Below are 24,376 nucleotides of genomic sequence, written 5' to 3' on the forward strand. Positions count from 1 at the left end.
CCATACTTGAAGATCACAACGTTCCAGAGGGTGTTTGTCTTCTCGTCGTACTTTTCAACGTAGAAGTACTGGTCTTCTCCAATCTTCGAGATCACATTTTCCACAACAAAGACTTCTGGTTTTCTGAGAACGTACCTCGACATGGCTTCCTCGGCCTTGGACTGGTATATGGGGACTACCTGGTCATTGAGAAAAAAGACTCCCACCGATAAAAAGATGCTCAGTAGAAGAAAGGGAACGATCAGGTTCTTTTGGGAGACACCATGGACCTGGATGGCCATGAGTTCCCTGTCTTCGGAGAGCTTTGAGAAGGTCCAAAAGATGGAAAGCAGCACGCCCACAGGTACACCCATTGCGATGAAGTAGGGTAGGTAGTAATAGAGGAGAAGAAAGAGTTTTTCAATTCCAACTCTGTGCTTTACTATCAAATCGGAGAGCTGATAGAGAATCTCAATGCTGACGAAGATGATGAAACCACCCAGTCCGATCAGGAAAGGTATCACAGATAGCCTCAGAAGATACTTAATCAATATTTTCAAACAGCACCCCTCCGGACTTTTTGAAAAGAAGGAGTTCGTCGTGATAGCACTTGTACGGTTCTCCCTGGACCATGTAGACGGAGACCTCCACGATGTTCGTAGCGTAATCTGCTATGATCTCTATGTGACCGGCTATCTCAAGCAAAAGGAGGGCTCTTTTCACGTACTTTGGGGATTCCATCATGTAGAGAAGCAGTTCTTCTCTGACCTTCTCATACAGATCGTCCACTTTAGAATCCATCCTGCAGACTTCAAAGGATTTTTCCACGTTCACATCGGCGAACATTCTCAGTGAGAATTTCAACATTTCCGAGGTTTGACTCGCCATGGCAGGTATGTCTTCCAGTGGCTTCAGAGGAGGTTCTTCCATGAGTTCGAGAACGTTTTTGGCTATGTCATGGCATTTGTCGGCGATGTTTTCTATGAGTTCTGCTACCTTTATGCCAGCGGTGACGGTTAAGAGATGCTTTCCAATGGGAGAAAAAAGCCCCAGGATTTCCATGGCCTTCTCCTGGATTTCCACTTCCATCTGGTCGACGACTTCTTCGTCAGCGATCACCTCTTTTGCGAGCGACTCGTTTCTTTCAATGAGTGCAGATATTGAGTTGCGAAACATCTTCTCTATGAACCATCCTGCTTTCAAAACACCCTTTTTGAACTCCTCAACTCTGTCACTCAACAACCTGTTCACTCGACGCGCCTCCCATAACCCAGCTTGTCTCTTACAACCGTCACATAATCGTATCTAGTTGGCCGAAGGATTCTGACGTACTTTTCAGCCTTCTGAACGATCATCCTCTTGGTCTTACCCACCATCGTTCCATCGATCAGCAAATTGATCTCCCTCTGACATTCAACGGTGACTTTGAAACTGGAAGGTATCACCACACTCCTGGTCAGAAAGAACTGGGGTGCAATGGGAGAAATCTCTAACACTTCACATTCGGGGAATATTATCGGCCCACCGATGGAGAGTGAGTACGCTGTGGAACCAGTTGGAGAAGCCACAACCACTCCATCGGCGAAGAACCACATAGAAGAGTGGTGTTCGACATTCACCTCTATTTCCACCATCTTTCCGCTCAGGTCTCTTTCTAGAGTGGCATCGTTCAGTGCAAGGTGTGAACCAAGATCACTCTCCACACGAATGAACCATCTCAATTCTTCCCGAAAGTTTCCCCTTTTCAGATCCTCTAAGAACTGATCCACCTCTTCGAAGGTGTAAGACGTGAGAAAGCCAAGTCTTCCCGCCTTGAACCCCACCAGAGGAGTCCCATCGGCGGCTTTCTTTGCTGCCCTGAGCATCGTACCATCTCCACCGACCACCACTATCAAATCGGCTTCAGTAACGTTTGCCACACTTGCTTCTCGGAAGCCCACGACTTCGTGTTCTCTCGAGAGTTTTTCCCTCAGCAGTGCTCCTTCCTTCTCTTTCTCTTCTCTGTAGAGGATCGCTATCTTCACGAGAGTCTCACCGCCAGATCGAAAAGAGTTTCAACGAGGAATTCATCCAGGAAAAGAAGGACGAATATCGCTATCATGGGCGAGATGTCCACTGATCCTATGGGAGGTAGAAACCGTCTTATGGGGTTCAGAACAAGAGAGGAAAGGGCGTCGAAAAACCTCCTCACGGGGTGGTAGTGGTACGGCATGACCCAACTGAAGATCACCGAGATCACGATCGAAACGATTTCTATGTATATAAAACTCCTGAGGGTCACTGCAATCGCCTTCAGCAGATTCGCTATCACGAACATTCATTTCCCCCCTTCGAATATGGCACTTCCTATTCTGACCATAGTTGCACCTTCTTCTATTGCGATCTCAAAATCGTTACTCATTCCCATAGAGAGCTCCTTCAATTTTATGTTCCCGCTGAATCTCTTTGATAGTTTATCCTTCAACCTTCTGAGCTCTCTGAACCCCCACCTCACCTCTTCGGGGTTCTCAACGTACGGTGCCATTGTCATGAATCCGTAAACTTCTATGTGGTCGAACCTATGGCAGATCTTCAAGAACTCTTCGACATTCTCGAAAGACAGACCAGCTTTCGATTTCTCACCAAAGACGTTTACCTCGATCAGAATCTTTTGGATCTTGCCAAGCTTTGTTGCCCTCTTCTCAATCTCCTCGAGTTCTTCCACTCTCCAGACGGAGTGTATGAGTTCACTCCTCGGCACTATGTATTTCACCTTGTTCGTCTGGATTCTCCCTATGAAATGCCAGACAATGGATTTTCCTTTGAAGTACTCGCTTTTTTTAATAAGATCCTGCGCCCTGTTTTCACCAAAATTTCGTACCCCAAGAAGAAAGAGCTCTTCCATTTCCTGGATGCTGGCGTATTTCGAGGCAACGACGAGTTTCACCTCTGAAAAATCTCTGCCTGATCGAAGGGCAGCGTTTTTTATCCTTTCTATGACGCCTTCCAGGTTTTCTTTCAACCTCATCTGGTATCACCTCAGAAAAGACGACCCTCTGGGAATTCGTATTTGAGGTGTTCATAAGCTTTTCTCGTTGCGAGCCTTCCCCGGGGGGTCCTCGCGATAAATCCGGTTTGAAGAAGGTACGGTTCGTACACCTCACTGAGGGTGTCCGTTTCCACACCCAGGGAGGCTGCGAGCGCGTTCAAACCCACTGGACCGCCTTTGTACACCTCTATGATCGTCTTCAGGATCTTTCTGTCGAACTCGTCCAGCCCTTCTTCGTCTATGTTGAGCACTTCCATGGTTTTAAGAACGATCTTCTCGGAGATCCTATCGGCTTTCTCTATGGTGAGCATGTCCCTTACCCTTTTCGTGAGTCTTATGGCGATTCGAGGTGTGCCACGGGATCTCTTTGCTATCATCTCCGCCGCTCTGTCTTCGATCTCAACATCCATCAGTCTGGCAGCCCGTTTCACGATTTCCTTCAGTTCCTCTGTTGTGTAGAAATCGAGCTCCAAGATCATGCCGAATCTGCTCCTGAGGGGAGAACTCAGAAGGCCACTCCGTGTTGTAGCCCCAACAAGGGTGAAGGGTTGTATGTCTATTCTTATGGACTTCGCGCTTGGTCCTTTACCGATCATTATATCTATCTGGAAGTCTTCTATTGCAGAGTAGAGTACCTCTTCCACGGCTTTGTTCAGCCTGTGTATTTCGTCTATGAACAAGACATCACCTCTCTCCAGACTCGTAAGGATGGCAGCCATGTCCCCCTGTTTCGCCAGAACGGGGCCACTCGTTACGTGTATGTTTGTTTGCATCTCGCTCGCTATTATGTGTGCAAGGGTTGTCTTTCCAAGTCCAGGAGGCCCCGCAAGGAGTACATGGTCGAGTATCTCCCCCCTTATCTTTGCGGCTTCCAGTGCGAGGGAGAGCTTTCTCTTGACCTTCTCTTGCCCAATGAACTCGTTCAAACTTTTGGGCCTCAAAAACTGAACACCCGAGTCATAAACCGTCCTTTCCGGGGAGAGGAAATCGCTCACCGTTTCACCTCTTCGACTATTCCTTTTCTTGAAAAATTATACCATTCCAAAAAAGAAGGGGGCTTTCGCCCCCCCCTTGTTCGTGTTGTGGGTGTTTATTGCGCTCCGCTTCCCATAGCAACGAATCCGATGATCACACCCACTATCCCTATGGCAACCCCCGCGAGGGCCATAGTCTGAACATCCGAGATCTTTTTGCTGAGAGTGGCACTCACGCTGTTCACATCGTCCATCCAGGGTTTGGAGGAGACAATCTCGTCAACTTTTTGAGAAAGCTCTGTATTGCTTTGACTGAGGCTCTGTACTTCTTCTTCGACTTTGGTGACCCTTGCGGTAACCGCTCCTAAGCTTCTCTCGAGGGAACTGATCTTACCAACGGAGGATTCAACCTGAGAAACTCTCTTTTCCAGGTTCTCCACACGATTGTTGACCGTCGTGACCTGTCCTTCGAGAACGCTCACGCGTGCGTCAAGAGCTCTTGCTGTCTTTTGCTGGGTTTCAAGGTCGTCCTGGAGTTTGGAAACGAGGACCTTGAGGTTGCCTATCTCTCCAGACAGGGCGGTGTTTTTCTCGTCAATGGAAGCGGCAATTTCTGAGAGTTTCTGATCGAAGGTTTCCATGTAAGATTTCAACGTCTTTTCTACATAATCTTTGAGAGAGGTCTCCGTGTTCTTCAGAAGTGCTTCGAGATTTTCGGATTTTGTTTCAAATGCTGCGACTTTCTGTTCCAGGCTGCTCAGTCTTGACACGGTCTGGGCCACCTTGGAGTCTACGTAGTCTTTGCTTGCGTACCCTCTGGATTCAAGGGCGGAGACCCTCGAGAGAACATCGCTTACCCTGGAATCGAGGTTCTGGATAGCGTCTGTTTGACTCTGGACCTGACTCATGACCTCCATTCTAAGATTCTTGAGGTCCACAAGGGTGGATTTCAGGTTCGCTACATCGTTTTTAAGGGTTTCAAGATCAGATGTAATTCCCCCGAAGTTTTCAGAAAGATTCTGAGCCTTCATCAAAGCGGTACTCACAAGATCCTCGAGTGTGCTGACCTTGTTGATGAGACCCGAAATCTCAGCGGACGGTTGTTTCAGGATTTTGTAGAGCCTGGAGAACGCAACTGCAGCCTGATATCTTGTGAGGTAGGAATTCCCCTGAAACGTACCGTCCGGCATTCCAGTGAGCACACCGAGTTTTGCCATCTCCGTTACTGCCTCGTAGGCCCAGTGGTTCACGGGAACGTCCTTGAACTGCTGAGAAATACCGACAAGGGCGCTCAGTACCAGGATCAATGCTAGGAACTTTCTCATGAGCATACACCTCCCTAAGATTTATCTGTGAACACGTGTTCTTCGGATGGAAAAATGCCCTCTTTTACTTCTTTTTTGAATTCCTGAAGGGCTTTCAGGATCGTTTCGTACAGGTTCGCGTATTTTTTTGAGAAGCGCGGTGCGAAATCCGGGTTCAATCCCAAAAGGTCGTGCCACACAAGAACCTGGCCATCGCAAAAACGACCGGAGCCAATCCCAATTGTTGGAATGGAGACACTTTCTGTGATCTCTTTCGCAACATCTTCGACAACTAGTTCTAGAACAATGGCAAATGCTCCCCTTTTTTCCAGTTCTCTGGCACTTTTCAGAAGGTACTCTCTACTCTTTTCCGTCTTTCCTTGGACTCTGTAACCTCCAAAGCGGTTCACGAACTGCGGCGTGAGTCCGATGTGACCCATCACGGGAATACCCGATTCTACCAGCTTCTGAACAACTTCACCGAACTCTTCCCCGCCCTCTATCTTAACAGCGTTTGCGCCTACCTTCAAGAATTTTCCAGCATTTTCTATGGCTTTCTCCAGGGAAGTTTGATAGGAAAGAAACGGCATGTCCGCGATCACGAAGGCTTTCGGTGCTCCTCTCCTGACTGCTGCCACATGTATGAGCATCTCCTCCATCGTCACAGGAATGGTATTTTCATACCCAAGAATGTTGTTTCCCAGGGAATCCCCAACGAGTATGATGTCTATCCCCGCGTCCTGAGCTATTCTGGCACTGGGAGCGTCGTATGCTGTGACCATCACGATCTTTTCTTTACCTTTCATCTTCTTTATCTTTTGCACGTTCACCCTTTGTCACCTCCTTCAGCACTTCAACGATTTCATCGTAGATGAGAGCGCTTCCGAAGATCTTTTTGAACACTTCTCTTTCGACCCTCACCACTTCCCAGTCGCCGCGCCGAACAGGGCCTGTTAGTGCTCTCTCCACACTCATCTCTCCTATGCTTTCTACAACACCCTGCATCAGAGTGGAGATGAGGTGGTCTGGATCTTCCACTCCCATGGAAGAGTATATCCTCTTCGAAAGGTAAGCGAGTGCCACAGGAAAGTTCGAGGCGACAACGGCAGCGAGATGGTAGGCTTTTTTCTTTTCCGGTGGGATCACGATGTATTTTCCCGATATTGCCTTTGCGATTTCCACAGCGACATGAATCCCCTCTTCATCGCCTTCGATACCGAACACAATTTGATCCTTCATCTTCAGTGCTTTTTCGAGGTTGGAAAAGGAAAAGTTAGGATGAAGTGAAGCTCTTTTTTCTCTTCTCAGGACATCCGAGGCGAGAAACCCAGAGCAGTGCACAAGAACGCCATCTTTCACTTTTAGAATCTTTGCCACACTTTCTATGTATCTATCTGGAACGATGATAAAAACCACTCCACACAACAGAGGGTGATTCTCCAGTGTGGCGGGTTTTCCTCCGTAGATTTCGGTGATATTGATGGATCTTTCTATGTTACGAGACAGGATGTATCCCAATTCATACCGATCCTTCAAACACTCCAAAAAGAACCTTGTGAGGTTTCCCGTGCCCACGAAATTCAGAACCATCTCAGTATCCCCTTGATTTTCTCCACAACTTTTGAAGGAGAACTTGCCGATATTACGGCCCTTCTTTGACCTGCCCCACCTTTGATACCTGGTTCTTTCTTCAATTTCTCGAAAATCTTTCTGCAATCAACCCAGTTTGAGACGATTTCGACTCGATCGGGATACACCAGCACAATGACCACGTTTTGCCTGTCTGCCAGAAATTTCGGTAGATACTTTCCAACTTCTTCTGGGCCACTAAAATCGTACACTTCAAAACGACCGATCTTCTCCGGGACCATATTTCTGGATAAGAGTGAAGCGTGAAGTTCTGCTAACCTTTCGAGTTTCGAATTCTTCTCCTTCACACTCTCCAGCAGGTTTTTTACCCTTCTTTCTAGCTCCTGAGAAGACGTGGTAAGAATTCTGGTCAGAGATTTCAACAGTCTGTCTTTGTTTCCGTAGTCCCTCAGAGCACGCTCTCCCGCAACGAAATGAATTCTGGTGAACGTCTTTTTGACCTTCTCCGTGTCGATAATTTTTATAAGTCCCACTTCGCCGGTGTTTTCAACATGGAATCCCCCACACGCTGTGATGTCGAATTCGTCTATTTTTACCACTCTTATTTTTTCTTTCACCTCAGGAATCTTCCTGAGGTTCATGTTTTTTGCTTTCTCCAGGTCCACCTCCAATATTTCCACCTTTTTGCAACTTCTCACCACTTCATTCGCCAGGTTTTCCACTTCTTCCAGAACTTCATCCAGAATGAAAGGAGCGTTCAGATCTATCGTGGATATTTTTTCTCCCATGTGGAAGCTTACAGTCTCTAAATCTGCTACCTTCAAGAAGGATGCCGAGAGAATGTGTTGAGCGGTGTGCTGACAGGCGATGTCCTTTCGTCTGGAAAGGTCTATCTCATACTCGTATTCGCCCGGTTCAAGATGGGAATCCAGATAGTGGAGGATGTAGCCGTTTTTTTCTTTCACTTTCAATACCTTTGCGGGGCCGATCTTTCCTCTGTCTCCAAGTTGGCCTCCTTTCCCATCCGGATAAAAAGGGCTCTCCCTTGCGATCGCTATCATTTGCTTTCCATTTTTCACAACTTCTTCTATCTTAATGCGTTTCACGAAGGGTCCTCCCCCAGCGTGTTACTCTCTCTTTCAAGCGTTTGAGCCTGAGGAATTCTTCTCGCTTCAGTTCTTCGAGAGTATCCTGGATATATTTTATCTCTCTCTGACTTCCGCGCTGTACTCCACTCATATCTTACCCCTTCCGAGTTTTCCTCCAAGGGATTTCCAGATCTTCACCACAGATCTGATGGCTCTTCTTCTCATCAGGAAACCTGCTATTTCCTGTTCTTTGCCGGAAACGATGACAGCGCTCAACATGAAAAGACCTGTACCAAAGAGTACTATCCAGTAATTTCGAAGCACGAAGGAGTATGTGCAAATCCAAAAAGCGCGAGATATCCTGATCAACTACATTGGAATCAGAAGTAAGCTTTATTACTTCATATCTTACACCCTCTGGTGAGATGTGGACTTTATGAAGTGATAAAAATAGTGCTCAGGATGATATCGAAGAGCTCCACTCCTGCTCCTCCTGAGATAATGTACGGTACACCATCGTACTTCTTCAGAATGCCTAAGAGAGTAAGTGCATCCCTCAGGTCTTTCATGGAGTGCCCCGGTTGCCTTTTTACTCTGGGGTCGTATATCGGGCGTGCATGAGGACGAATCTGTACTTGTAAGATCTGGATCTTTCAAGTTCTCATTTCAGCCATGCCAATTGATATGAATCAACACGTTCTTCGTTCACACTGTTCAGCACTGTGAAGTAAGAATTCCCTGCATGGAAAGAGTAGTGGAGGGGTCCAAAGATTTTCAAATAATTTCCCAGGTTGTCCGCTGGATCATGGTTTCCCGGAACGTGGAGCACGGGCACTTTGAATTTCTTAAGTTGCTTCAAATACAATCCCCATTTGAACACAGAACCATCAAAAACCATATCACCTGTGTTGATCGCAAAGGAAACATCAGGTTCTTCGTCTACTGCACTTATCGGTTTGGAAAAGGTGGAGATGGAGTTTTTGTTGTCGCCGAATACAACGAAAGTAAAAATCGTTTGTTAATTTCTCTTTTTCTATGCGCTGGACGTTAACAATAACCATGTAGGTGTCTAGAACCTTTAAAACCGAAAGGCCAATCAGCGTGAACGCAACTCCCACGAGAAACGATCGCATCTCTCGCCCTCCTCACATACGGATAGATAATACTCCTTCACATGATCCATGGTGTTTCGACTGAGACTTTCGGTTGTTAACACTCCTTTAAGTCGATGTGCATGGTACAATTCTAAAAAGACCTGAAGGAGGTGTATCCATGAGGCTTGAAGGAAAGGTGTGTGTGATCACGGGAGCTGCGAGTGGGATAGGAAAGGCCGCTTCCCTTCTTTTTGCTCAGGAAGGAGCAATTGTGGCCGCATGCGATGTGTCTGAAACTAATCTCAGTACCCTTGTAGAGGAAGCAAAAGGTCTTCCAGGGAAGGTTGAATCCTACGTGCTTAATGTGACGAACAGAGAACAGGTAAAAGAGGTCATGGAGAGGATCGCCCAGAAGTATGGTCGTATCGATGTCCTGGTGAACAACGCGGGAATAACAAGAGACGCACTCCTCGTGAGAATGAAGGAGGAAGATTGGGATGCAGTGATAAATGTGAATCTAAAGGGTGTTTTCAACGTGACACAGGCAGTAGTTCCGTACATGATCAGACAGAGAAGTGGCTCGATCATAAACACCTCTTCCGTTGTTGGGTTATATGGAAATCCCGGTCAAACCAATTATGCCGCGACCAAAGCGGGTATCATCGGGATGACGAAGACATGGGCAAAGGAGCTTGCGGGAAGGAACATCAGGGTGAACGCCGTAGCGCCTGGTTTTATAGAGACACCAATGACCGAAAAGCTCTCTGAGAAAGCAAGAGAAGCGGCCCTCTCCAGGATACCCCTCGGTAGATTTGGAAAACCCGAAGAGGTAGCTCAGGTGTACCTGTTTCTTGCATCCGACGAGTCGAGCTACATCACAGGACAGGTGATAGGAGTGGATGGGGGCCTCGTGATCTGAGGCCCCTCATCTTCTGAAGACCTCCGTTCCCTCTATGAAAACCCTTTCTACCCTGGACTTCATGTCGAACGGATGGCCATTCCACACCACGAGGTCCGCGTCTTTTCCGGCTTCGATGGTGCCCACTCTGTCTTCCAGACCAAGGATCTTAGCGGGATTTACCGTCAGGATCTTTAAGAGATCCTCTTCTTTTGCACCGTATCTCATCGCTGCAGCAGCTTGGACAGTGGTGAACTCGAGGGGAATCACTGGGTGGTCGCACATCAAGGCGATGAGAACACCGTCTTTCAGAAGTTTCGCTACGACTTCCATCGTTAGATCTTTCAATTCCAGTTTTGTTCTGAATGTGAGAAGAGGACCTACAACGACAGGTACGTTCTTTTCTGCAAGAATTCTGGAGATCTTGTAAGCTTCCGTTCCGTGCTCTATCACGAGGTTGAATCCGAATTCCTCGGCTATTCTGATGGCAGTGAGAATATCGTCTGCACGGTGGGCGTGCATTCGAGCTGGAATTTTCCTATTCAAGACCATTTCACCTATTTCCATCTTCAAATCTGTTTCGATGAATTCTTTTCCTTCCTTCTCTGCGAGTTCTTTCTTTTTCATGTAGTTTCTCACTTTTATGAAGTAATCTCTGATCACACCAGCAGTTCCCATTCTCGTCGAGGGAGTTTTCTTTTTCTCGCCGTAGACCCTTTTGGGGTTCTCACCAAAAGCCATTTTCAAACCCGCGGGGTCTTTCACCACACACTCTTCTACAACGATGGATCTGAACTTCACAACACTTCCTTGTCCCCCTATCGGATTGGCACTGCCGGGAACAATCATCACGGTGGTAACACCACCCGACAGAGCCCGTTCAACCGCTGGATCCTGTGGATTAAATCCGTCTAGCGCTTTCACATGTGGTGTAACAGGATCCGTTGCCTCGTTTCCGTCGTTGTAATAGTAACCGACTCCCTCCTCAAAGAGGCCGATATGAGAGTGGGCGTCTATGAATCCAGGAAAAAGGAATTTCCCGGTCAGGTCAACGATTTCAGCGTTGGGATCCTGGATGTTTTCTCCTACCTTCTCTATTTTTCCGTCTGAAACCAGAACGTCCCCTTTGAAAGGTTTTGAAGAGATGGGGAAGATCGTTGCATTTTTAAAAAGTACCTTCACGTTCATCCCTCCCTCGTTGGTTCGTACTACGAACTATTCTAACACGTTCGAGACTGGAAAGTAAAATGGAAGCCAAAAGAAAGAACGATCCAGTCAGTTGCCTTGGGGACAGGGTCTCCTTCAGGACAAGATAGGAAAGGATTGCTGCGAAAACGGGCTCACCAAGAAAAACGAGGGCCGATATGTTATTTCCGAGCACCTTCTGGTATTTTGCCTGAAGGTAAATGGCAAGCATTGTGGCAAACGCGGCTGTAAAAAGAGCACTCCCAAACGCAAAAAAGTTGAATCTCCAGTTCCTGAAAAACAGACTCAGAATCAAATTGAAAATCGCGACCACAAGGAACTGGGGAAAGAGAAGGTCTTTTTCATCAACTCGTTTCGAGAACCGTGTTATCAACACCACATGGAGAGCAAAGCCCACTGCACAGAAAACCGTCAGAAGATCCCCCAAGTTGAGTTCATCGATTCTCCCGGAGATCATGTAGAGTCCCATCGAGCCGACGAAAAACGAAACGATCTGAGAGAGTGTGGGGACTTCCTTTTCTATGAAGTAAGCAAAAATCGGAACGAACACTATGTAGAGTGATGTTATGAAACCACTCTTTGTGGACGTAGTGAGCGTGAGCCCCCACGTCTGCGTGGTGTACGCCACGCCGAGGACAGCTCCTAAAATCACTCCGTACCTGAAGCTTCCCTTTCCAAACAGAAGATAGGAAAGTGCAGATGCGATAATGAATCTAATGGCGATATAAAAGGTGGGAGAGACTCCCACCAGCGCTATCTTTTGAAGGGGAAATGTGGCACCCCAGATGAATGTAACGAAAAGCAAGCTAAACAGGGCCTTCAACAAACCTCACCACCTGCTCCTCACAGTGAACTCGAATTCCCTTTCCGAGGATGCGGGAACTGTCGTTTCAAAGACAACATGGTCGGAAAAAGCTTTGTATCCTTCGAGGGAGCTACTTGTGATTTTCAATCCTCTCCCACGGACAATTATTTTCACCTTTGCCTTTTCTTCGTTCAGATTTTGAACGATTATTCTCCAGCTTCGCTCGTAGAAATCTTTGTACTTTTTTTCTTCTAGCAGATCTCCTTTGACACGCACGTCCCAAGAAGATGTAACCGGAAGCTTCAGATTGGTGTCTTTTGGAGTATCATCGATGCTCGTTCTTCCAACGATCAGGTACACTCCTGAGATCTTCGAGAAGATGTTAACAAAACCTTTTGGAAGATCTACAGGTGCTTTGAACTCTTTCGTGAAAGTTGTCATCTGGTAGTCGAAACTCTTCTCGTTTACGTTGAGCTCGTACAGGTAGTACTCGTTGACCTTGGAAAGAGTGACTCTTATAAACTCAACGGTTGGTGATCTATCGAGATTTTCTACCTCTCCCAGGTGATAGACTTTCACTTCTTCTGCTTCAAAGCTCTCGGGTGGGAGCTCCTGAGAGGCTTCAAGGGCTCTGCTGATGGAGAAAACTTTTTCTACGTTTTCTTCGAGGGGACTGGACACAAGGAAAACCTCTGCATTTTTCACGCCAGAAATAGAAAGAAACACATTTCCCATCAAAAGGTTATCGTGGAGATAGTACTCTGCTCTCCAGCTTCCATCGGAATGAAGAAGAATCGTTATCTCCCCCTGCCCTTCCACCACGAGTTTTTTTTCTGCTTTTTCGGGTTCTCGATACACGAACGCCAGCCACTTCCCGAGCGTGGTGTTGTAGAGGTAATACTTTGAACCTTTTTTCAGCACAAGCGGTGAGAGGCTGACAAGCTCGCAGCTTTCCGGTACTTCGTCCACTATCTCCACTGCTTTGCCCTTCACGATGTCCTCCCAGTAGGTCTTTTTTTCCGGAGTCGTGTACCAGGAACTTGCTCCAAGAACGTCCATTACATCCCAACCTTGAGGTATGGAAAACGTTCTGGTACCGTCTACGGATACGTCGTTCATGAGGACCGCTTGGTCCTGGAAGAGAAGGAGAAGTGGAGAAGAAAGAGCAACACCAGATGTGGCCAAAAGAAGCAGAAAAACACGCATGCCTTTCATCCCCCTTCCTGAAAATTCTACCACCTGGAGTTAAAATATCCTGAGAGGTGATTGGGAGTGCGCGTGATCTTCTTCGAAGCCGACGATGATCTCATGAAGAAGGCTCTGGAGATCAGAAGGAAAGTTTTCATAGAAGAGCAGAAAGTCGCAGAGGAAGATGAACTGGATGGAAAAGACCCGGAGAGCTTGCACGCCCTCCTAGAAGTGGGTGGAAGGTACGTGGGCGTCTCCAGAATCAGAAGAATCGGCGAAGGGATTTTCAAGATAGAGCGTGTTGCAATTCTCAAGGAAGAGCGTGGAAAGGGTTACGGCAGGTTTCTCATGGAAGAAGTAGAAAGAGAACTCGTATCGAGAAGAGCAAAAAGGCTCGTGTTGAACGCTCAGATCCAGGTGAAGGGATTTTACGAAAAACTTGGATACAAAGCAAGGGGAGAGATATTCTACGAAGCAAACATCCCGCATGTGAGAATGGAAAAGGTGGTGGGACGATGAAAATGACTCCCCTTATGGAACAGTACTTGAAGATAAAAGAACAGTATAAAGATTCCATCCTTCTGTTTCGTTTGGGCGATTTTTACGAAGCGTTCTTCGAAGACGCAAAGACCGTCTCGAAGGTTTTGAACATCGTTCTCACGAAGAGGCAAGATGCCCCCATGGCGGGCATACCGTACCATGCGCTGAATACCTACTTGAAAAAGCTGGTCGAGGCTGGCTACAAAGTCGCCATTTGTGATCAGATGGAAGAACCTTCCAAATCCAAGAAGCTCATCAGAAGAGAAGTCACGCGTGTTGTGACTCCTGGAGCCATCGTGGAAGACGAGTTTCTCAGCGAGACGAACAACTACATGGTTGTCATCATCAAAGAGGATGGAAAATACTGTGCCGTCTTCTGCGATGTTTCCACCGGAGAAGTGTTGATCTATGAGAATACCGACGAACAGGAAGTGTTCGACCTGATGAAAGCTTACTCTGTATCTGAGATCGTCTGCCCGGAAGATCTCGAGCCTGAGGTGAAAGAAAAGCTTCCCGGTATATACATTGAGGTGATCGACGAATGGTACTTCTCCGATCCCGAAGAAGAGGTGAAAAGGGTCTATGGAATAGAGGACATACATCACTTCGAACTATCTTCGCCTGCCATGAAATCGCTTTCGGCTCTGATAAAGTACATCAAGTACACAATGATCACGGAAAAGTTAAACTTGAAACCACCGGTCACCATTTCCAGAAAGACTTTCATGATACTGGATTCTGCCACGGTAGAGAATCTCTCCCTCATTCCTGGAGAAAGGGGAAAGAATCTCTTCGATGTTCTGAACCACACAGAGACCCCCATGGGTGCAAGGCTTTTGAAGAAATGGATCCTTCATCCACTGACCGATAGACAGCAGATAGAAGAGAGGCTCAATGCCGTTGAAAAACTGAAAGAAGACAGGTTGAAACTGGAAAGGATCAGAAAGCTCCTTTCCAGAGTGCGAGACGTTGAGAGGATCATCTCAAGGGTAGAGTACAACCGGGCTGTCCCAAGGGATTTGGTGGCACTGAGGGAGACTCTGAGTATCGTACCGGAATTAAACGAAGAACTATCGAATTTTGATTTCCTTGGAAAACTCAGTTTTCCAAGTACCCTTTTCGAGCTCTTGAACAGAGCAGTTGAGGACGATCCTGTGGGTAGTCCGGGTGAGGGAAGGGTGATAAAAAAGGGATTTTCTCCGGAGCTGGACGAGTACAGGGATCTTCTCGAGCACGCGGAAGAAAAGTTGAAAGAATTTGAGGAAAGAGAAAGAGAGAAAACAGGAATACAGAAACTGAAAGTTGGATACAACCAGGTCTTCGGCTATTACATCGAGGTGACAAAGGCAAACTTGGACAAGGTACCCGATGATTACGAAAGGAAGCAGACACTTGTGAACTCTGAGAGATTCATCACCCCTGAGTTGAAGGAATTCGAGACAAAGATAATGGCCGCAAGAGAAAGAATAGAGGAACTCGAAAAGGAACTTTTCAGGAAGGTGTGCGAAGAGGTGAAAAAACACAAGGAGATCCTTCTTGATATTTCGGAAGAGCTTGCCCGAATAGATGTGCTTTCCACACTGGCCTACGATGCGATCCTTTACAACTACACGAGACCAACCTTTTCCGAAGAAAAAATGGAGATAATCGGTGGAAGACATCCCATCGTCGAGAGGTTCACACAGGATTTTGTAGAAAACGATCTTTACATGGACGAGAAAAAGAGGTTCACGGTGATAACCGGGCCAAACATGAGTGGAAAATCCACCTTCATAAGGCAGGTGGGGCTCATTTCTCTCATGGCACAAATTGGATCTTTCGTTCCAGCAAGAAAGGCGGTTCTTCCCGTGTTCGACAGGATATTCACGAGGATGGGGGCAAGAGACGATCTTGCCGGTGGCCGGAGCACGTTCCTCGTCGAGATGAACGAAATGGCACTCATCCTTCTGAAGGCCACAAAAAAGAGCCTGGTGCTTTTAGACGAAGTAGGAAGAGGAACCAGCACACAGGATGGAATCAGCATCGCGTGGGCGATATCCGAAGAACTCATTTCCAGAGAGTGCAAAGTCCTCTTCGCCACGCACTTTATCGAACTGACGGATCTTGAAAGCTTTTTCCCCCAGGTTCAAAACAAGACAATACTCGTGAAAGAAGAAGGGGACAACGTGATATTCACCCACAGAGTCGTAGACGGAGTCGCAGACAGGAGTTACGGAATAGAGGTGGCAAGGATTGCAGGTATTCCGGAAAACGTTATAAAGAGAGCCTTTGAAATAATGGAAAGGAACTTTAAAGCGAAAAACGTGAAAAAGAATGGGAAACCCAAGAGATTCAGTCAGCAAATTCCTCTTTTTCCTTTTTGACAGATTTCACCAGCTCCACGTAATTTTCGTTTTTGAAGATACCGTATCCCATGACGAGGATTGTTGCGCCGTTCTTTATCAAAATGGAAGCGTTTTCCTCGTTGACACCACCGTCGACCATGATCTCCGTCTCGAGCCCCAGATCCCTCACCATCTTCTTCAGACTCCTTATCTTTTCCAGACTTCTTGCAATGAACCTTTGACCGGAGAAACCCGGGTTGACGCTCATCACAAGCACACCATCCACATCTGTGATGATCTCCGACAGAAGGGAGACTGGCGTGTGTGGATTGATTGCGATGAATGCTTTTGCACCGAGGTCCTTTATCCGGTGTACTACTCTGTGGAGATGCGGTGTTGTCTCGTAATGAACCGCTACCATGTCTGCTCCTTCTTCTACAAAACGGTCTATGTAGTCCTCCGGATTGGTGATCATCAGGTGAACGTTTATCGGTAGCTTCGTTTCTTTTCTCAAAGCTCTGAGCACGGGTAGTCCAAACGAAATATTCGGGACGAAGTGTCCATCCATAACATCGAAGTGAACCATATCTATGTGTTCTTCCACCCTTCTCACTTCGTCGGCGATCCTTGCAAGATCACACGCAAGAATGGAAGCGGCAATCTTTACCATCACTTCTTCCCCCTTCCCAGAAGTTCGTGGAACATCTTCATGTAATTTTCGTAGCGACTTTCAGCGATATCTCCGTTTTTCACGGCTTCTTTCACGCCACACTCTGGTTCGTCTATGTGGTTGCAATCGGAAAAGAAACACACCTTTCCATCGAATTCCTTGAAGTAGTACTTCAACTTTTCCGGTTCTATATCGCTTATCTCGAGGTTCGCAAAGCCGGGGGTGTCAACCACATAGCCTCCAAAGTCGAATCTCAGAAGTTGGGCAGCGGTAGTGGTGTGTCTTCCCCTCCAGAGCTTTTGAGAAACTTCACTTACTCGAAGCTTCAGGCCAGGATTTATTGCGTTAAGAAGACTGCTTTTTCCAACACCCGACAATCCTGCCATCGTGCTGATTTTTCCCTTCAAGTATTCCTTGAGTTCCTCAATACCCATTCCCGTTTTCGCACTGGTTTTCACGATCGGGTACAACTTCGAGTAAATGCGTTCTAGTTCTTTCACCTTTTCGAGATCTTTCCCTTCGTATATGTCCATCTTATTTATGACCAGGACCGTTTCAAGTTCATTCTTCTCAGTGAGCACTAGGAACTTGTCGATAATGTACGTGGGAGTTTCTGGCATCTTCACAGTAACGACCAGGACGGCCTGATCCACGTTTGCAACGTGTGGTTTCACGAGCAAATTTTTCCTGTGGAGGACGTTCTCTATGACTCCGGATCCCGTACCGTCTGGCGTGTATTCCACTCTGTCTCCGACGTAAATCTTTAGGTTGTGCAGACGAAACTTCCCTCTCAACTTGCAGAGTATTCTTTTCCCCGTTTCTTCATCCTCAACTGTGACCATGTTCGAATGAAAACTCACCACGGTGCCCCTTCTTCTCAAGTTCACTCCTCCCCAAGGATCAATATGACTTCTGTTGCAATAGATCCAGGTGGTGGATATTGTGATACCACCCTCTCTCCCTTTCCAACAAAGAAAACGCGGCCGCTGTCTTCTACATCGGATAGATCTTTCCCTACGTAGTTTTCCACAACAAAATACTCATCCTTTTCTCCTGTATCCACAAGAAGAGTCATCTTCCCGTTGTACAGTTTTCCCTCTTCCGGATAGGTAGCGAGCACTCTGTCTTTTTCCTCACCGAAGGGAAATCGAACGATCTCGTAATTCCAGCCCAGTTTTTTCAGTATCTCTTCTGCCACCGAGAGTTTTATACCCACGAAACGGGGTATAATGTTCTTTGCTGGATTTTCGTAGTACAGGTTTATGACTCTTCCTTTTTTGACTTTCGAACCACTTTGAGGATACGAACCAACCACGGTTTCAGAGGAAACTTTGTTACATACCAAGCCGGATTCTTTCAATTTCTCACAAGCTTCCGTTCCCGAAAGTCCTGTAACGTCAGGAACCGTCACGAATTGATTTTGATACAATTTAATTGTGAGGAGAAAAAACAAACCTCCCGCAATGACACCTGCCATTATCCCGAGGAACACTTTCATGACGATGAGACTTTTCTTTTCAACCTCAGCTGACCACATGCGGCCTCGATGTCGCTACCTTTTTCCCGTCTGATCTCGGTCTCTATACCGTTTTCGAGCAAAATTCTTTTGAACATCATAAGACGCTGTCTAGAAGGCTTTGACAGACCTTCTGCGGTCGGGTTCACTGGGATCAAATTGACAAACACCTTCAGATTCCTGAGGATTTCGGCGAGTTTCTTCGCGTCGCTGATCTCGTCGTTCACACCCCTTATCAATACGTACTCTATCGTCACACGTCTTCCTGTCTTCATCTGGTACACCTTAATGGCGTTCAAAATCTCTTCTATAGAATACTTTCTGTTCAGTGGAACGAGCTGGTCTCTCTTGAAGTTCGTCGGGGCGTGAAGAGAAAGGGCGAGTTTTACATCGAGTCCTTCATCGGCCAGCTGGACGATCTTCTCTGGAATCCCCACGGTTGAAATCGTGATCCTCCTGATTCCTATGTTCCCCATTTTCCTGTGGTTGAGTATCCTTATGCTCTTCATCGTGTTCTCGTAGTTGAGAAGTGGTTCTCCCATTCCCATGTAGACAACGTTTCCTATTTTCTTCCCTTCTTCTTTCTCCATAGACAGAATCTGTGAAACGATCTCCCCCACCGTGAGATTCCGCACAAAGCCACTCATACCTGTGGCACAGAACACACATTTGACGGGGCAACCTACTTGCGTGGAGATACACGCCGTTATTCTGCCCGGGTGGAAGATCATCACGGACTCTATTGTGTTACCGTCTTCGAGTTCCCACAAAAATTTGGTGGTACCATCTATCTTGGAAACTCTCTTTCCCAGGAGTTTCAAAAAAGGAATGGTAAAGTGCTCCTTCAGCAGAGCGCGATGTTGCTTAGAAAGGTTCGTCATTTCGTCGAAGTTGTTCACTTTTTTGTCGAACACCCAGTCTAGGATTTGATCTGCTCTGTAGCGCTCCAGGCCAAGATTCGTGACTTCACTGACCAGTTCATCGTAAGAAAGATCGAGTAAGTTTTTCAAGTCAACACCTCCCAGTTTGAAATTATACTATAAGGAGGGATTGTAAATTGGACAAGCTCTTCGCTGATCTCTACAAAACAGGCTGCGATGTGAGGATGTTCGAAAGGCTTTCCTGTCATACCAGTATAAAGATAGGTGGGAGGGTCAGGTACCTTGTTCTCCCAAACGATATCGTGTCTTTGGAAAATGCTGTTGAACTTCTGAGTAGAAACATTCCATTTCAAATTATGGGACTCGGAACGAATCTTCTGATTCAGGACGAAGATCTTGAGTTTGTCGTTTTGAAGACGGAAAGGCTCAGCCAAATAAAGATCGAAGGGGAGAGGGTTGTTGTTGAGAGTGGAACTCCGTTGAAGAGACTCTGTCTAATGTTGATGGAGGCGGAACTCGAAGGGCTTGAGTTCGCGTACGGTATTCCCGGAAGCATCGGTGGAGCCGTGTACATGAACGCAGGAGCGTACGGAGGGGAGATTGGAGAATTCGTCGAAGCAGTTGAAGTTTTGAAGGAAGGAAAAAGGTGCTGGCTTTCGAAAAACGAGCTGTCTTTCGGATACAGGGACAGTGTTTTCAAGAGAGAAAAGATGATCATCACACGCGTTGCAATGCGCTTCAGAAGAGGTAGGAAAGAGCTCATAAAAAAGAGGATGGATGACTTTTTAAAGAGGCGCCTGGAGAAGCAACCAATTGATCTTCCGAGTGCCGGTAGTGTCTTCAAGCGTCCCAGAAGCGATTTTTATGTAGGAAGAGCAATCGAGTCTCTGGGATTGAAAGGGTACAGGATCGGAGGAGCACAGGTGTCGAAAAAGCATGCGGGTTTCATCGTGAATGTCGGGAGCGCAACTTTCAAAGACGTGATCCAGCTTATAGATTTCGTGAGAAAAAGGGTGAAAGGGAAATATGGAGTAGATCTGGAAACGGAGGTAGAGATCTGGTGGAATGGAGAACGGTTGTGAATCCTCACAGCGAGAGAATCAACGTGAAAAGATCGGAATTCTACGCCACGGTCTTTCCTGTGAAAAATGAAAAGGATTTTCGCAAAAAGTTGAAGGAGATATCGAAGAGAGACGCTACACACAACTGCTGGGCGTACAGGATTTTCTCAACAGAAGGGATTTTGGAGCACTGCTCGGATGATGGAGAACCCAGTGGAACGGCTGGAAGGCCAATTCTTGGCGTTCTGAGAAAGTACAATCTGGTGAATGCCTCCATTGTTGTTACAAGGTATTTTGGGGGAGTGAAACTGGGTGTCAGAGGTCTCATAGAAGCCTATTCGACAGCCGCAAAACTTGCAGTGAAAGGAGCAAAGACAAGGGCACTCACTCTCATGAAAGAGTTTGAGGTTGAGGTCACCTACCCTGAATTGAGCAATGTGTTCAGGATTATCGAAACGAGAGGATTGGAGCTTGTGGAGATGACTTACACAGAAACGGGGGCAAGGTTTTTGCTTCATGGTGCCGAGGTGCCCGAAGAGCTGGAGCCAAAAACGGTTCGGGATGTGTTAATATAGTCACGAAGGGGGGAATGTGATGAAGGAGATCGAAGATCTGGAAAGAGTGCTCGACACGATGATAGAAGATTACAGGAAACTCAAAAAGGAGAACAGAGAACTCTGGAGCAAGATAAAACAGCTCAACGAGAGAATTCTTTCTCTTGAAAAAGAGAAGGAGCAACTGGAAAAGACTTTAGAATACCACAAGCGTTCCCTGAACACTCTGGTGGAAAAGATCCAAAGGTTCCTTTCTTTTGCGGCCGATCAGGAGATGGTGCAAGATGAAGAAGAAAGTGAGCATTAGGCTCGGAAAGCGTGTTTACAATCTGGTTACGGACGAAGATACGGAGATAGTCAGAAAGACCATAGAAAGGATAGAGAAGGATTTCAAGCGGTATGAGGAATACGTAGACGAGGTGGGGATGGATTACATCCTCTTTGCCATGCTGGCAAATACGGTTCTGGAGAACATGAAGATGATGGAAAAGATCAAAGGGTTCAAAAAGAAGATCTCCCAAACTTTGAAGGACGGTGAAGATGCACCTTGAAGCGGGTAGTGGTGGTAACGGGGCTCTCCGGTGCGGGGAAAACAACTGCCATGGGATTTCTGGAGGATCTTGGATATTTTTGTGTGGACAACGTGCCAGGGAGCATACTGGAGGAACTCTTGAAGCTCTTTATAAGCTCGGATCTTGAGAAAATGGCAATAGCGGTGGATGTGCGAAGCGAACATTTCAGCGATCCTGTTGAAGTGATAGGGAGGATAAAGGAGAAGACCAACGCCCTGATCGTTTTCTTGGAAGCTTCAAAAGAAGAACTTCTGAGAAGGTACGCACTGACTCGAAGAAGACATCCTCTTCAGAAAGGCGATGTTGGGCTTGAAGAAGCCATTGAAAAGGAGAAACAAATTCTGTTGTCGATAAAAGAAATGGCTGATTTTGTGATAGACACGACGAAGATGCCCCCCCATCAATTGAGAGAGATTTTAGGACATTCACTCATGAACCAATCTGGGGGAATTTCTCTCAGAATATTGAGTTTTGGATTCAAACATGGGATACCGATGGATGCAGATTTTATATTCGATGTTCGTTTTCTTCCCAATCCTCACTACGTACCCGAGCTTTCCCTCAAAACGGGGCTCGACAGAGAAGTGGAAGAGTACTTCAAAAAATATTCTCTTGTGGATGAATTCGTGAGTAAGATCTTCGAGGTGTTGAGAGCGGCGGTGAAGGAGTATCAAAAGTCGGGTAGGAGAATTGTGACGGTGGGGATCGGGTGTACTGGCGGGCGGCACAGATCTGTGTATGTTGTCCATAAACTCGCCGAGATGCTGAAGAAAGAGGGATTTTCGGTCGTTGAAAGACACAGAGATCTGGAGAAGGTGTGAGGATGAAGGTAGTCGCAATAGGTGGAGGAACGGGGCTTTCCACCCTCCTAAAAGGCTTGAAGCATTTGCCCTCTTTCGAAATAACTGCTGTTGTTTCTGTAACGGACGAAGGGGGAAGTTCAGGAAGGCTCAGGAAAGAATTGAACGTGCCTCCTCCCGGAGATGTAAGGAACAATATCGTGGCACTCGCTGAAGACGAAGATCTTCTAGCAAAGCTCATGAATTACCGTTTCATGGAAGGATCTCTGAGGGGACACAGTCTTGGGAACCTTATCATAGCAGCACTCACCAAGATCGAAGGAAGTTTTTCTGAAGCCATAAGGACCCTGGAGAAGGTGCTGGCTATAAAAGGAAGGGTGCTCCCCGTGAGCGAGGATCACGCAAGACTCGTGGCGAAGTTTGAGGACGGAGAAGAGGTAACAGGTGAAACGAATATAGTCAGGAAGAATGGAAAGATAGTAAAAGTATGGCTCGACAGACCCATAGGAGCATTGCCGGAGGTGACAGAGGCAATAGGTGAAGCGGAGATGATCGTGTTTGGACCGGGCAGTCTCTACACGAGCATCGTAACTAACATCCTGGTTAAAGGTGTGAGAGGAGCGATAAAGAGATCGAAGGCCAGGAAGGTTTACATATGTAATCTCATGACGCAACCCGGCGAGACAACTGGTTACAGGGTTTCCGATCATGTGGGAGAACTTGAAAGATATCTTGAAGGAACTGTGGATTTCGTAGTGGTGAACACGCGCAGGCCATCCCCGGAGGTACTCGAAAGGTACAGAAGGGAAGGAAGCGATTTTGTGGAGATAGATGTGGAGAACACACAGAACACGATCATCGCTGAGCCACTTCTGATGGAGATCGTAGATCCGCTAGATGGCAAGAAAAAGGTGCGACATGATCCTCTAAAACTCGCACACGTTATAGAAAGGATCTCGAGGTGGTGATCTCTCTGAAGCGCACTTTCTCTGAGGAGGTAAAAGAGGAGCTCGTTAGGATACCTTTTGGAAGTCGTGATGAGGTCAGATCAGAACTTCTTGGCTTCATAAAGGCAAGGGGCGATTTTGACGTCAAAAGGAAGCAACTCATCTTTTCACTCCACTCCTTTGCCGCCTCGAGGCGGCTTTTGAACTTAATGAAGTACATATCCGCACCCGCTGTGGAGATAGTCGTGGAGAGGTCCCATAACATAAAGAAGAGGTTCATAAAGATCGTGACCGATTACTCGGAGAGCTTCATGCAGCTGGATCCGTTTTTCGATGTCGCACTCTTCGTATCATTTCTAAGGGGTTTGTTCCTCGGAGGGGGTTCCATGACGGATCCAAAGTACCATTATCATCTGGAAATCAATCTATTCGAAGAGGATGTTCTCGTGTCCACGAAGAGGGCTTTGAAACACTTTTTCAACGTAAATTCTGGTATAGTGGAACTTCCAAATACGAGAAAATTGTATATAAAATCTATAAGAGACATAATAACCTTCCTTGAAGCCATAGGTGTTCAAGAGAAACTGAAAGAGATAGAACGAATAGTGACAGAAAGAAAGGTGATCAGTGACGTGAACAGGACGGTGAACTTCATAGAAGCGAACGCCGTTAGAACTGCCGAAAGCACTGCAAGACAGGTGAGGGCGATAGAGATGATACAGAAGGAAATAGGACTCGACAAATTGCCAGAGGATTTGAGAAGAGTAGCTCTGGCTCGTCTGATGAACAAGGAATTGTCTCTAAGAGAACTTGGAAAGAGGTTGAATCTTACGAAATCTCAGTTATACTCCAAGTTGAAAAGAATTATTAAAATAGCCGAAAGGTTCGGTGATGTAAAATGAGATGCCCGTTTTGTGGTTCTATGGACACAAAGGTTCTGGACTCGAGGCCAACTCTGGATGGTGCCGCCATCAGGAGAAGAAGAGAGTGTACCTCGTGCGGCAGGAGATTCACCACCTACGAAAGGTATGAAGAGGCTCCCGTTCTTGTCATAAAAAAGGACGGTAGAAGGGAGAAATTCGACAGAAACAAGATAAAAAATGGTATGATCAAAGCCTGTGAAAAGAGACCGGTCACCTATGATCAAATAGAGGAGGCGGTGAACAGAATCTGTTTGAAACTCAGGGAAGAAGGGCTCTTTGAGGTGGAGACGAAAAAGATTGGAGAACTCGTTATGGAAGAACTGAAGAAGCTAGACCAGGTTGCATACGTGAGGTTCGCATCCGTTTATCGTGATTTCCGCGAGGTTGATCAGTTTCTGGAAATCGTGAGGGAGCTCAAAAGGGAAAAGGAGGGC

At 46.7% G+C, this 24,376-nt stretch carries 32 protein-coding genes; 11 read left to right on the forward strand and 21 right to left on the reverse strand.

Features of this window, described 5'->3' with window-relative positions; translation table 11 throughout:
* The 14 genes from J7K79_RS05420 to J7K79_RS05485 all read right to left on the reverse strand — a co-directional run.
* On the reverse strand, window positions 1-539 hold a 539-nt coding region (locus J7K79_RS05420), incomplete at its 3' end, for an LptF/LptG family permease (protein WP_296905987.1).
* The gene (phoU, locus tag J7K79_RS05425; RefSeq protein WP_296905990.1) at window positions 523-1,230 is read right to left on the reverse strand and encodes a phosphate signaling complex protein PhoU; all 708 of its coding nucleotides are present in this window, start codon (window positions 1,228-1,230) and stop codon (window positions 523-525) included. The genes J7K79_RS05420 and phoU, both read right to left, overlap by 17 nt.
* A complete protein-coding gene (locus J7K79_RS05430; protein ID WP_296905993.1) occupies window positions 1,227-2,003 on the reverse strand; it encodes an NAD(+) kinase in 777 nt (258 codons plus the stop codon). The genes phoU and J7K79_RS05430 overlap by 4 nt, the downstream gene beginning before the upstream one ends.
* Complete coding sequence (locus J7K79_RS05435; protein ID WP_296905996.1) at window positions 2,000-2,296, reverse strand: YggT family protein; 297 nt, start codon at window positions 2,294-2,296, stop codon at window positions 2,000-2,002. Before J7K79_RS05435 ends, J7K79_RS05430 begins: the two co-directional genes overlap by 4 nt.
* Window positions 2,297-2,986 (reverse strand): YggS family pyridoxal phosphate-dependent enzyme, encoded by a 690-nt coding sequence (locus J7K79_RS05440; protein ID WP_296905998.1) that lies wholly within the window; start codon window positions 2,984-2,986, stop codon window positions 2,297-2,299.
* Window positions 2,987-2,997: 11 nt separating this feature from the next.
* Window positions 2,998-4,002, reverse strand: coding sequence for a Holliday junction branch migration DNA helicase RuvB (gene ruvB / locus J7K79_RS05445; protein ID WP_296906000.1), 1,005 nt, complete (start codon window positions 4,000-4,002; stop codon window positions 2,998-3,000).
* Window positions 4,003-4,097: 95 nt separating this feature from the next.
* Window positions 4,098-5,306: an S-layer homology domain-containing protein gene (locus J7K79_RS05450; RefSeq protein ID WP_296906003.1), complete on the reverse strand. Its 1,209-nt coding sequence runs from the start codon at window positions 5,304-5,306 to the stop codon at window positions 4,098-4,100.
* 14 nt (window positions 5,307-5,320) lie between these two features.
* Window positions 5,321-6,115 (reverse strand): 3-methyl-2-oxobutanoate hydroxymethyltransferase, encoded by a 795-nt coding sequence (gene panB, locus J7K79_RS05455; RefSeq protein WP_296906006.1) that lies wholly within the window; start codon window positions 6,113-6,115, stop codon window positions 5,321-5,323.
* The gene (locus J7K79_RS05460; RefSeq protein ID WP_296906009.1) at window positions 6,081-6,875 is read right to left on the reverse strand and encodes a DUF2520 domain-containing protein; all 795 of its coding nucleotides are present in this window, start codon (window positions 6,873-6,875) and stop codon (window positions 6,081-6,083) included. Before J7K79_RS05460 ends, panB begins: the two co-directional genes overlap by 35 nt.
* Window positions 6,866-7,981, reverse strand: a complete 1,116-nt coding sequence (locus J7K79_RS05465) for an alanyl-tRNA editing protein (protein ID WP_296906013.1) — start codon at window positions 7,979-7,981, stop codon at window positions 6,866-6,868. Before J7K79_RS05465 ends, J7K79_RS05460 begins: the two co-directional genes overlap by 10 nt.
* Window positions 7,968-8,114 carry a V-type ATP synthase subunit D gene (locus J7K79_RS05470; protein WP_296906014.1) on the reverse strand — a complete coding sequence of 49 codons (147 nt, stop codon included), beginning with the start codon at window positions 8,112-8,114 and terminating at the stop codon, window positions 7,968-7,970. Before J7K79_RS05470 ends, J7K79_RS05465 begins: the two co-directional genes overlap by 14 nt.
* A complete protein-coding gene (locus tag J7K79_RS05475; RefSeq protein ID WP_296906017.1) occupies window positions 8,111-8,242 on the reverse strand; it encodes a hypothetical protein in 132 nt (43 codons plus the stop codon). The genes J7K79_RS05470 and J7K79_RS05475 overlap by 4 nt, the downstream gene beginning before the upstream one ends.
* Window positions 8,243-8,397: 155 nt before the next feature.
* Window positions 8,398-8,532: a hypothetical protein gene (locus J7K79_RS05480; protein ID WP_296906020.1), complete on the reverse strand. Its 135-nt coding sequence runs from the start codon at window positions 8,530-8,532 to the stop codon at window positions 8,398-8,400.
* A 92-nt stretch (window positions 8,533-8,624) separates the two neighbouring features.
* A complete protein-coding gene (locus J7K79_RS05485) occupies window positions 8,625-8,975 on the reverse strand; it encodes a metallophosphoesterase (protein ID WP_366932592.1) in 351 nt (116 codons plus the stop codon).
* A 260-nt stretch (window positions 8,976-9,235) separates the two neighbouring features.
* Here J7K79_RS05485 and fabG point away from each other — a divergent pair, with 260 nt between their 5' ends.
* Entirely contained in the window at window positions 9,236-9,976 is a 741-nt protein-coding gene (gene fabG, locus J7K79_RS05490; RefSeq protein ID WP_296906023.1) for a 3-oxoacyl-[acyl-carrier-protein] reductase, read from the forward strand.
* A 6-nt stretch (window positions 9,977-9,982) separates the two neighbouring features.
* Here fabG and J7K79_RS05495 read toward each other — a convergent pair whose 3' ends face one another.
* Genes J7K79_RS05495 through J7K79_RS05505 form a run of 3 tightly spaced genes read right to left on the reverse strand, consistent with a single transcriptional unit; the run spans window position 9,983 to window position 13,172 of the window.
* Window positions 9,983-11,143, reverse strand: a complete 1,161-nt coding sequence (locus J7K79_RS05495; RefSeq protein ID WP_296906026.1) for an amidohydrolase — start codon at window positions 11,141-11,143, stop codon at window positions 9,983-9,985.
* Complete coding sequence (locus tag J7K79_RS05500) at window positions 11,121-11,987, reverse strand: DMT family transporter (protein WP_296906028.1); 867 nt, start codon at window positions 11,985-11,987, stop codon at window positions 11,121-11,123. Before J7K79_RS05500 ends, J7K79_RS05495 begins: the two co-directional genes overlap by 23 nt.
* 3 nt (window positions 11,988-11,990) lie before the next feature.
* Window positions 11,991-13,172, reverse strand: coding sequence for a hypothetical protein (locus J7K79_RS05505; RefSeq protein ID WP_296906030.1), 1,182 nt, complete (start codon window positions 13,170-13,172; stop codon window positions 11,991-11,993).
* 66 nt (window positions 13,173-13,238) lie between these two features.
* Here J7K79_RS05505 and J7K79_RS05510 point away from each other — a divergent pair, with 66 nt between their 5' ends.
* Together J7K79_RS05510 and mutS are read left to right on the forward strand one after the other, a co-directional pair.
* Complete coding sequence (locus tag J7K79_RS05510) at window positions 13,239-13,673, forward strand: GNAT family N-acetyltransferase (protein ID WP_296906032.1); 435 nt, start codon at window positions 13,239-13,241, stop codon at window positions 13,671-13,673.
* Window positions 13,670-16,057 carry a DNA mismatch repair protein MutS gene (gene mutS, locus J7K79_RS05515; protein ID WP_296906034.1) on the forward strand — a complete coding sequence of 796 codons (2,388 nt, stop codon included), beginning with the start codon at window positions 13,670-13,672 and terminating at the stop codon, window positions 16,055-16,057. The genes J7K79_RS05510 and mutS overlap by 4 nt, the downstream gene beginning before the upstream one ends.
* On the opposite strand, the gene rpe is transcribed toward mutS, so the two are convergent.
* Genes rpe through rlmN form a run of 4 tightly spaced genes read right to left on the reverse strand, consistent with a single transcriptional unit; the run spans window position 16,026 to window position 19,214 of the window.
* Window positions 16,026-16,688, reverse strand: a complete 663-nt coding sequence (rpe, locus tag J7K79_RS05520; RefSeq protein WP_296906070.1) for a ribulose-phosphate 3-epimerase — start codon at window positions 16,686-16,688, stop codon at window positions 16,026-16,028. The two genes, mutS and rpe, sit on opposite strands and share 32 nt — an antisense overlap.
* Complete coding sequence (rsgA, locus tag J7K79_RS05525; protein ID WP_296906036.1) at window positions 16,688-17,569, reverse strand: ribosome small subunit-dependent GTPase A; 882 nt, start codon at window positions 17,567-17,569, stop codon at window positions 16,688-16,690. Before rsgA ends, rpe begins: the two co-directional genes overlap by 1 nt.
* A 2-nt stretch (window positions 17,570-17,571) precedes the next feature.
* Window positions 17,572-18,225 (reverse strand): PASTA domain-containing protein, encoded by a 654-nt coding sequence (locus J7K79_RS05530; protein WP_296906039.1) that lies wholly within the window; start codon window positions 18,223-18,225, stop codon window positions 17,572-17,574.
* A complete protein-coding gene (rlmN, locus tag J7K79_RS05535) occupies window positions 18,183-19,214 on the reverse strand; it encodes a 23S rRNA (adenine(2503)-C(2))-methyltransferase RlmN (protein WP_296906041.1) in 1,032 nt (343 codons plus the stop codon). The genes J7K79_RS05530 and rlmN overlap by 43 nt, the downstream gene beginning before the upstream one ends.
* Window positions 19,215-19,261: 47 nt before the next feature.
* On the opposite strand from rlmN, the gene murB reads away from it, so the two are divergent.
* From murB to nrdR, 8 genes are all read left to right on the forward strand, one after another.
* On the forward strand, window positions 19,262-20,167 hold the full coding sequence (gene murB / locus J7K79_RS05540) for a UDP-N-acetylmuramate dehydrogenase (RefSeq protein ID WP_296906044.1): 906 nt from the start codon (window positions 19,262-19,264) through the stop codon (window positions 20,165-20,167).
* Window positions 20,146-20,721 (forward strand): YigZ family protein, encoded by a 576-nt coding sequence (locus J7K79_RS05545; protein ID WP_296906048.1) that lies wholly within the window; start codon window positions 20,146-20,148, stop codon window positions 20,719-20,721. The genes murB and J7K79_RS05545 overlap by 22 nt, the downstream gene beginning before the upstream one ends.
* 19 nt (window positions 20,722-20,740) lie before the next feature.
* Window positions 20,741-21,007: a hypothetical protein gene (locus tag J7K79_RS05550; RefSeq protein ID WP_296906051.1), complete on the forward strand. Its 267-nt coding sequence runs from the start codon at window positions 20,741-20,743 to the stop codon at window positions 21,005-21,007.
* Window positions 20,985-21,251 (forward strand): cell division protein ZapA, encoded by a 267-nt coding sequence (zapA, locus tag J7K79_RS05555; protein WP_296906053.1) that lies wholly within the window; start codon window positions 20,985-20,987, stop codon window positions 21,249-21,251. Before J7K79_RS05550 ends, zapA begins: the two co-directional genes overlap by 23 nt.
* On the forward strand, window positions 21,248-22,093 hold the full coding sequence (rapZ, locus tag J7K79_RS05560) for an RNase adapter RapZ (protein ID WP_296906055.1): 846 nt from the start codon (window positions 21,248-21,250) through the stop codon (window positions 22,091-22,093). The genes zapA and rapZ overlap by 4 nt, the downstream gene beginning before the upstream one ends.
* 2 nt (window positions 22,094-22,095) lie before the next feature.
* Window positions 22,096-23,040 carry a YvcK family protein gene (locus tag J7K79_RS05565; protein WP_296906058.1) on the forward strand — a complete coding sequence of 315 codons (945 nt, stop codon included), beginning with the start codon at window positions 22,096-22,098 and terminating at the stop codon, window positions 23,038-23,040.
* A complete protein-coding gene (gene whiA / locus J7K79_RS05570; RefSeq protein WP_296906062.1) occupies window positions 23,037-23,921 on the forward strand; it encodes a DNA-binding protein WhiA in 885 nt (294 codons plus the stop codon). The genes J7K79_RS05565 and whiA overlap by 4 nt, the downstream gene beginning before the upstream one ends.
* The coding region (gene nrdR, locus J7K79_RS05575; RefSeq protein ID WP_296906065.1) for a transcriptional regulator NrdR at window positions 23,918-24,376 on the forward strand (459 nt) is incomplete at its 3' end. The genes whiA and nrdR, both read left to right, overlap by 4 nt.

Source organism: Thermotoga sp., assembly GCF_021162145.1.
GTDB lineage: Bacteria > Thermotogota > Thermotogae > Thermotogales > Thermotogaceae > Thermotoga.

Coding starts and splice junctions, on each gene's coding strand:
- J7K79_RS05470 (WP_296906014.1), bottom strand. CDS start 8,114: ATGAGTGGAGTACAGCGCGGAAGTCAGAGAGAGATAAAATATATCCAG.
- fabG (WP_296906023.1), top strand. CDS start 9,236: ATGAGGCTTGAAGGAAAGGTGTGTGTGATCACGGGAGCTGCGAGTGGG.
- mutS (WP_296906034.1), top strand. CDS start 13,670: ATGAAAATGACTCCCCTTATGGAACAGTACTTGAAGATAAAAGAACAG.
- rpe (WP_296906070.1), bottom strand. CDS start 16,688: ATGGTAAAGATTGCCGCTTCCATTCTTGCGTGTGATCTTGCAAGGATC.
- J7K79_RS05495 (WP_296906026.1), bottom strand. CDS start 11,143: ATGAACGTGAAGGTACTTTTTAAAAATGCAACGATCTTCCCCATCTCT.
- J7K79_RS05435 (WP_296905996.1), bottom strand. CDS start 2,296: ATGTTCGTGATAGCGAATCTGCTGAAGGCGATTGCAGTGACCCTCAGG.
- J7K79_RS05440 (WP_296905998.1), bottom strand. CDS start 2,986: ATGAGGTTGAAAGAAAACCTGGAAGGCGTCATAGAAAGGATAAAAAAC.
- J7K79_RS05475 (WP_296906017.1), bottom strand. CDS start 8,242: ATGTTGAGCGCTGTCATCGTTTCCGGCAAAGAACAGGAAATAGCAGGT.
- J7K79_RS05450 (WP_296906003.1), bottom strand. CDS start 5,306: ATGAGAAAGTTCCTAGCATTGATCCTGGTACTGAGCGCCCTTGTCGGT.
- J7K79_RS05460 (WP_296906009.1), bottom strand. CDS start 6,875: ATGGTTCTGAATTTCGTGGGCACGGGAAACCTCACAAGGTTCTTTTTG.
- zapA (WP_296906053.1), top strand. CDS start 20,985: ATGAAGAAGAAAGTGAGCATTAGGCTCGGAAAGCGTGTTTACAATCTG.
- J7K79_RS05530 (WP_296906039.1), bottom strand. CDS start 18,225: ATGTGGTCAGCTGAGGTTGAAAAGAAAAGTCTCATCGTCATGAAAGTG.
- J7K79_RS05550 (WP_296906051.1), top strand. CDS start 20,741: ATGAAGGAGATCGAAGATCTGGAAAGAGTGCTCGACACGATGATAGAA.
- J7K79_RS05565 (WP_296906058.1), top strand. CDS start 22,096: ATGAAGGTAGTCGCAATAGGTGGAGGAACGGGGCTTTCCACCCTCCTA.
- J7K79_RS05480 (WP_296906020.1), bottom strand. CDS start 8,532: ATGAAAGACCTGAGGGATGCACTTACTCTCTTAGGCATTCTGAAGAAG.
- J7K79_RS05505 (WP_296906030.1), bottom strand. CDS start 13,172: ATGCGTGTTTTTCTGCTTCTTTTGGCCACATCTGGTGTTGCTCTTTCT.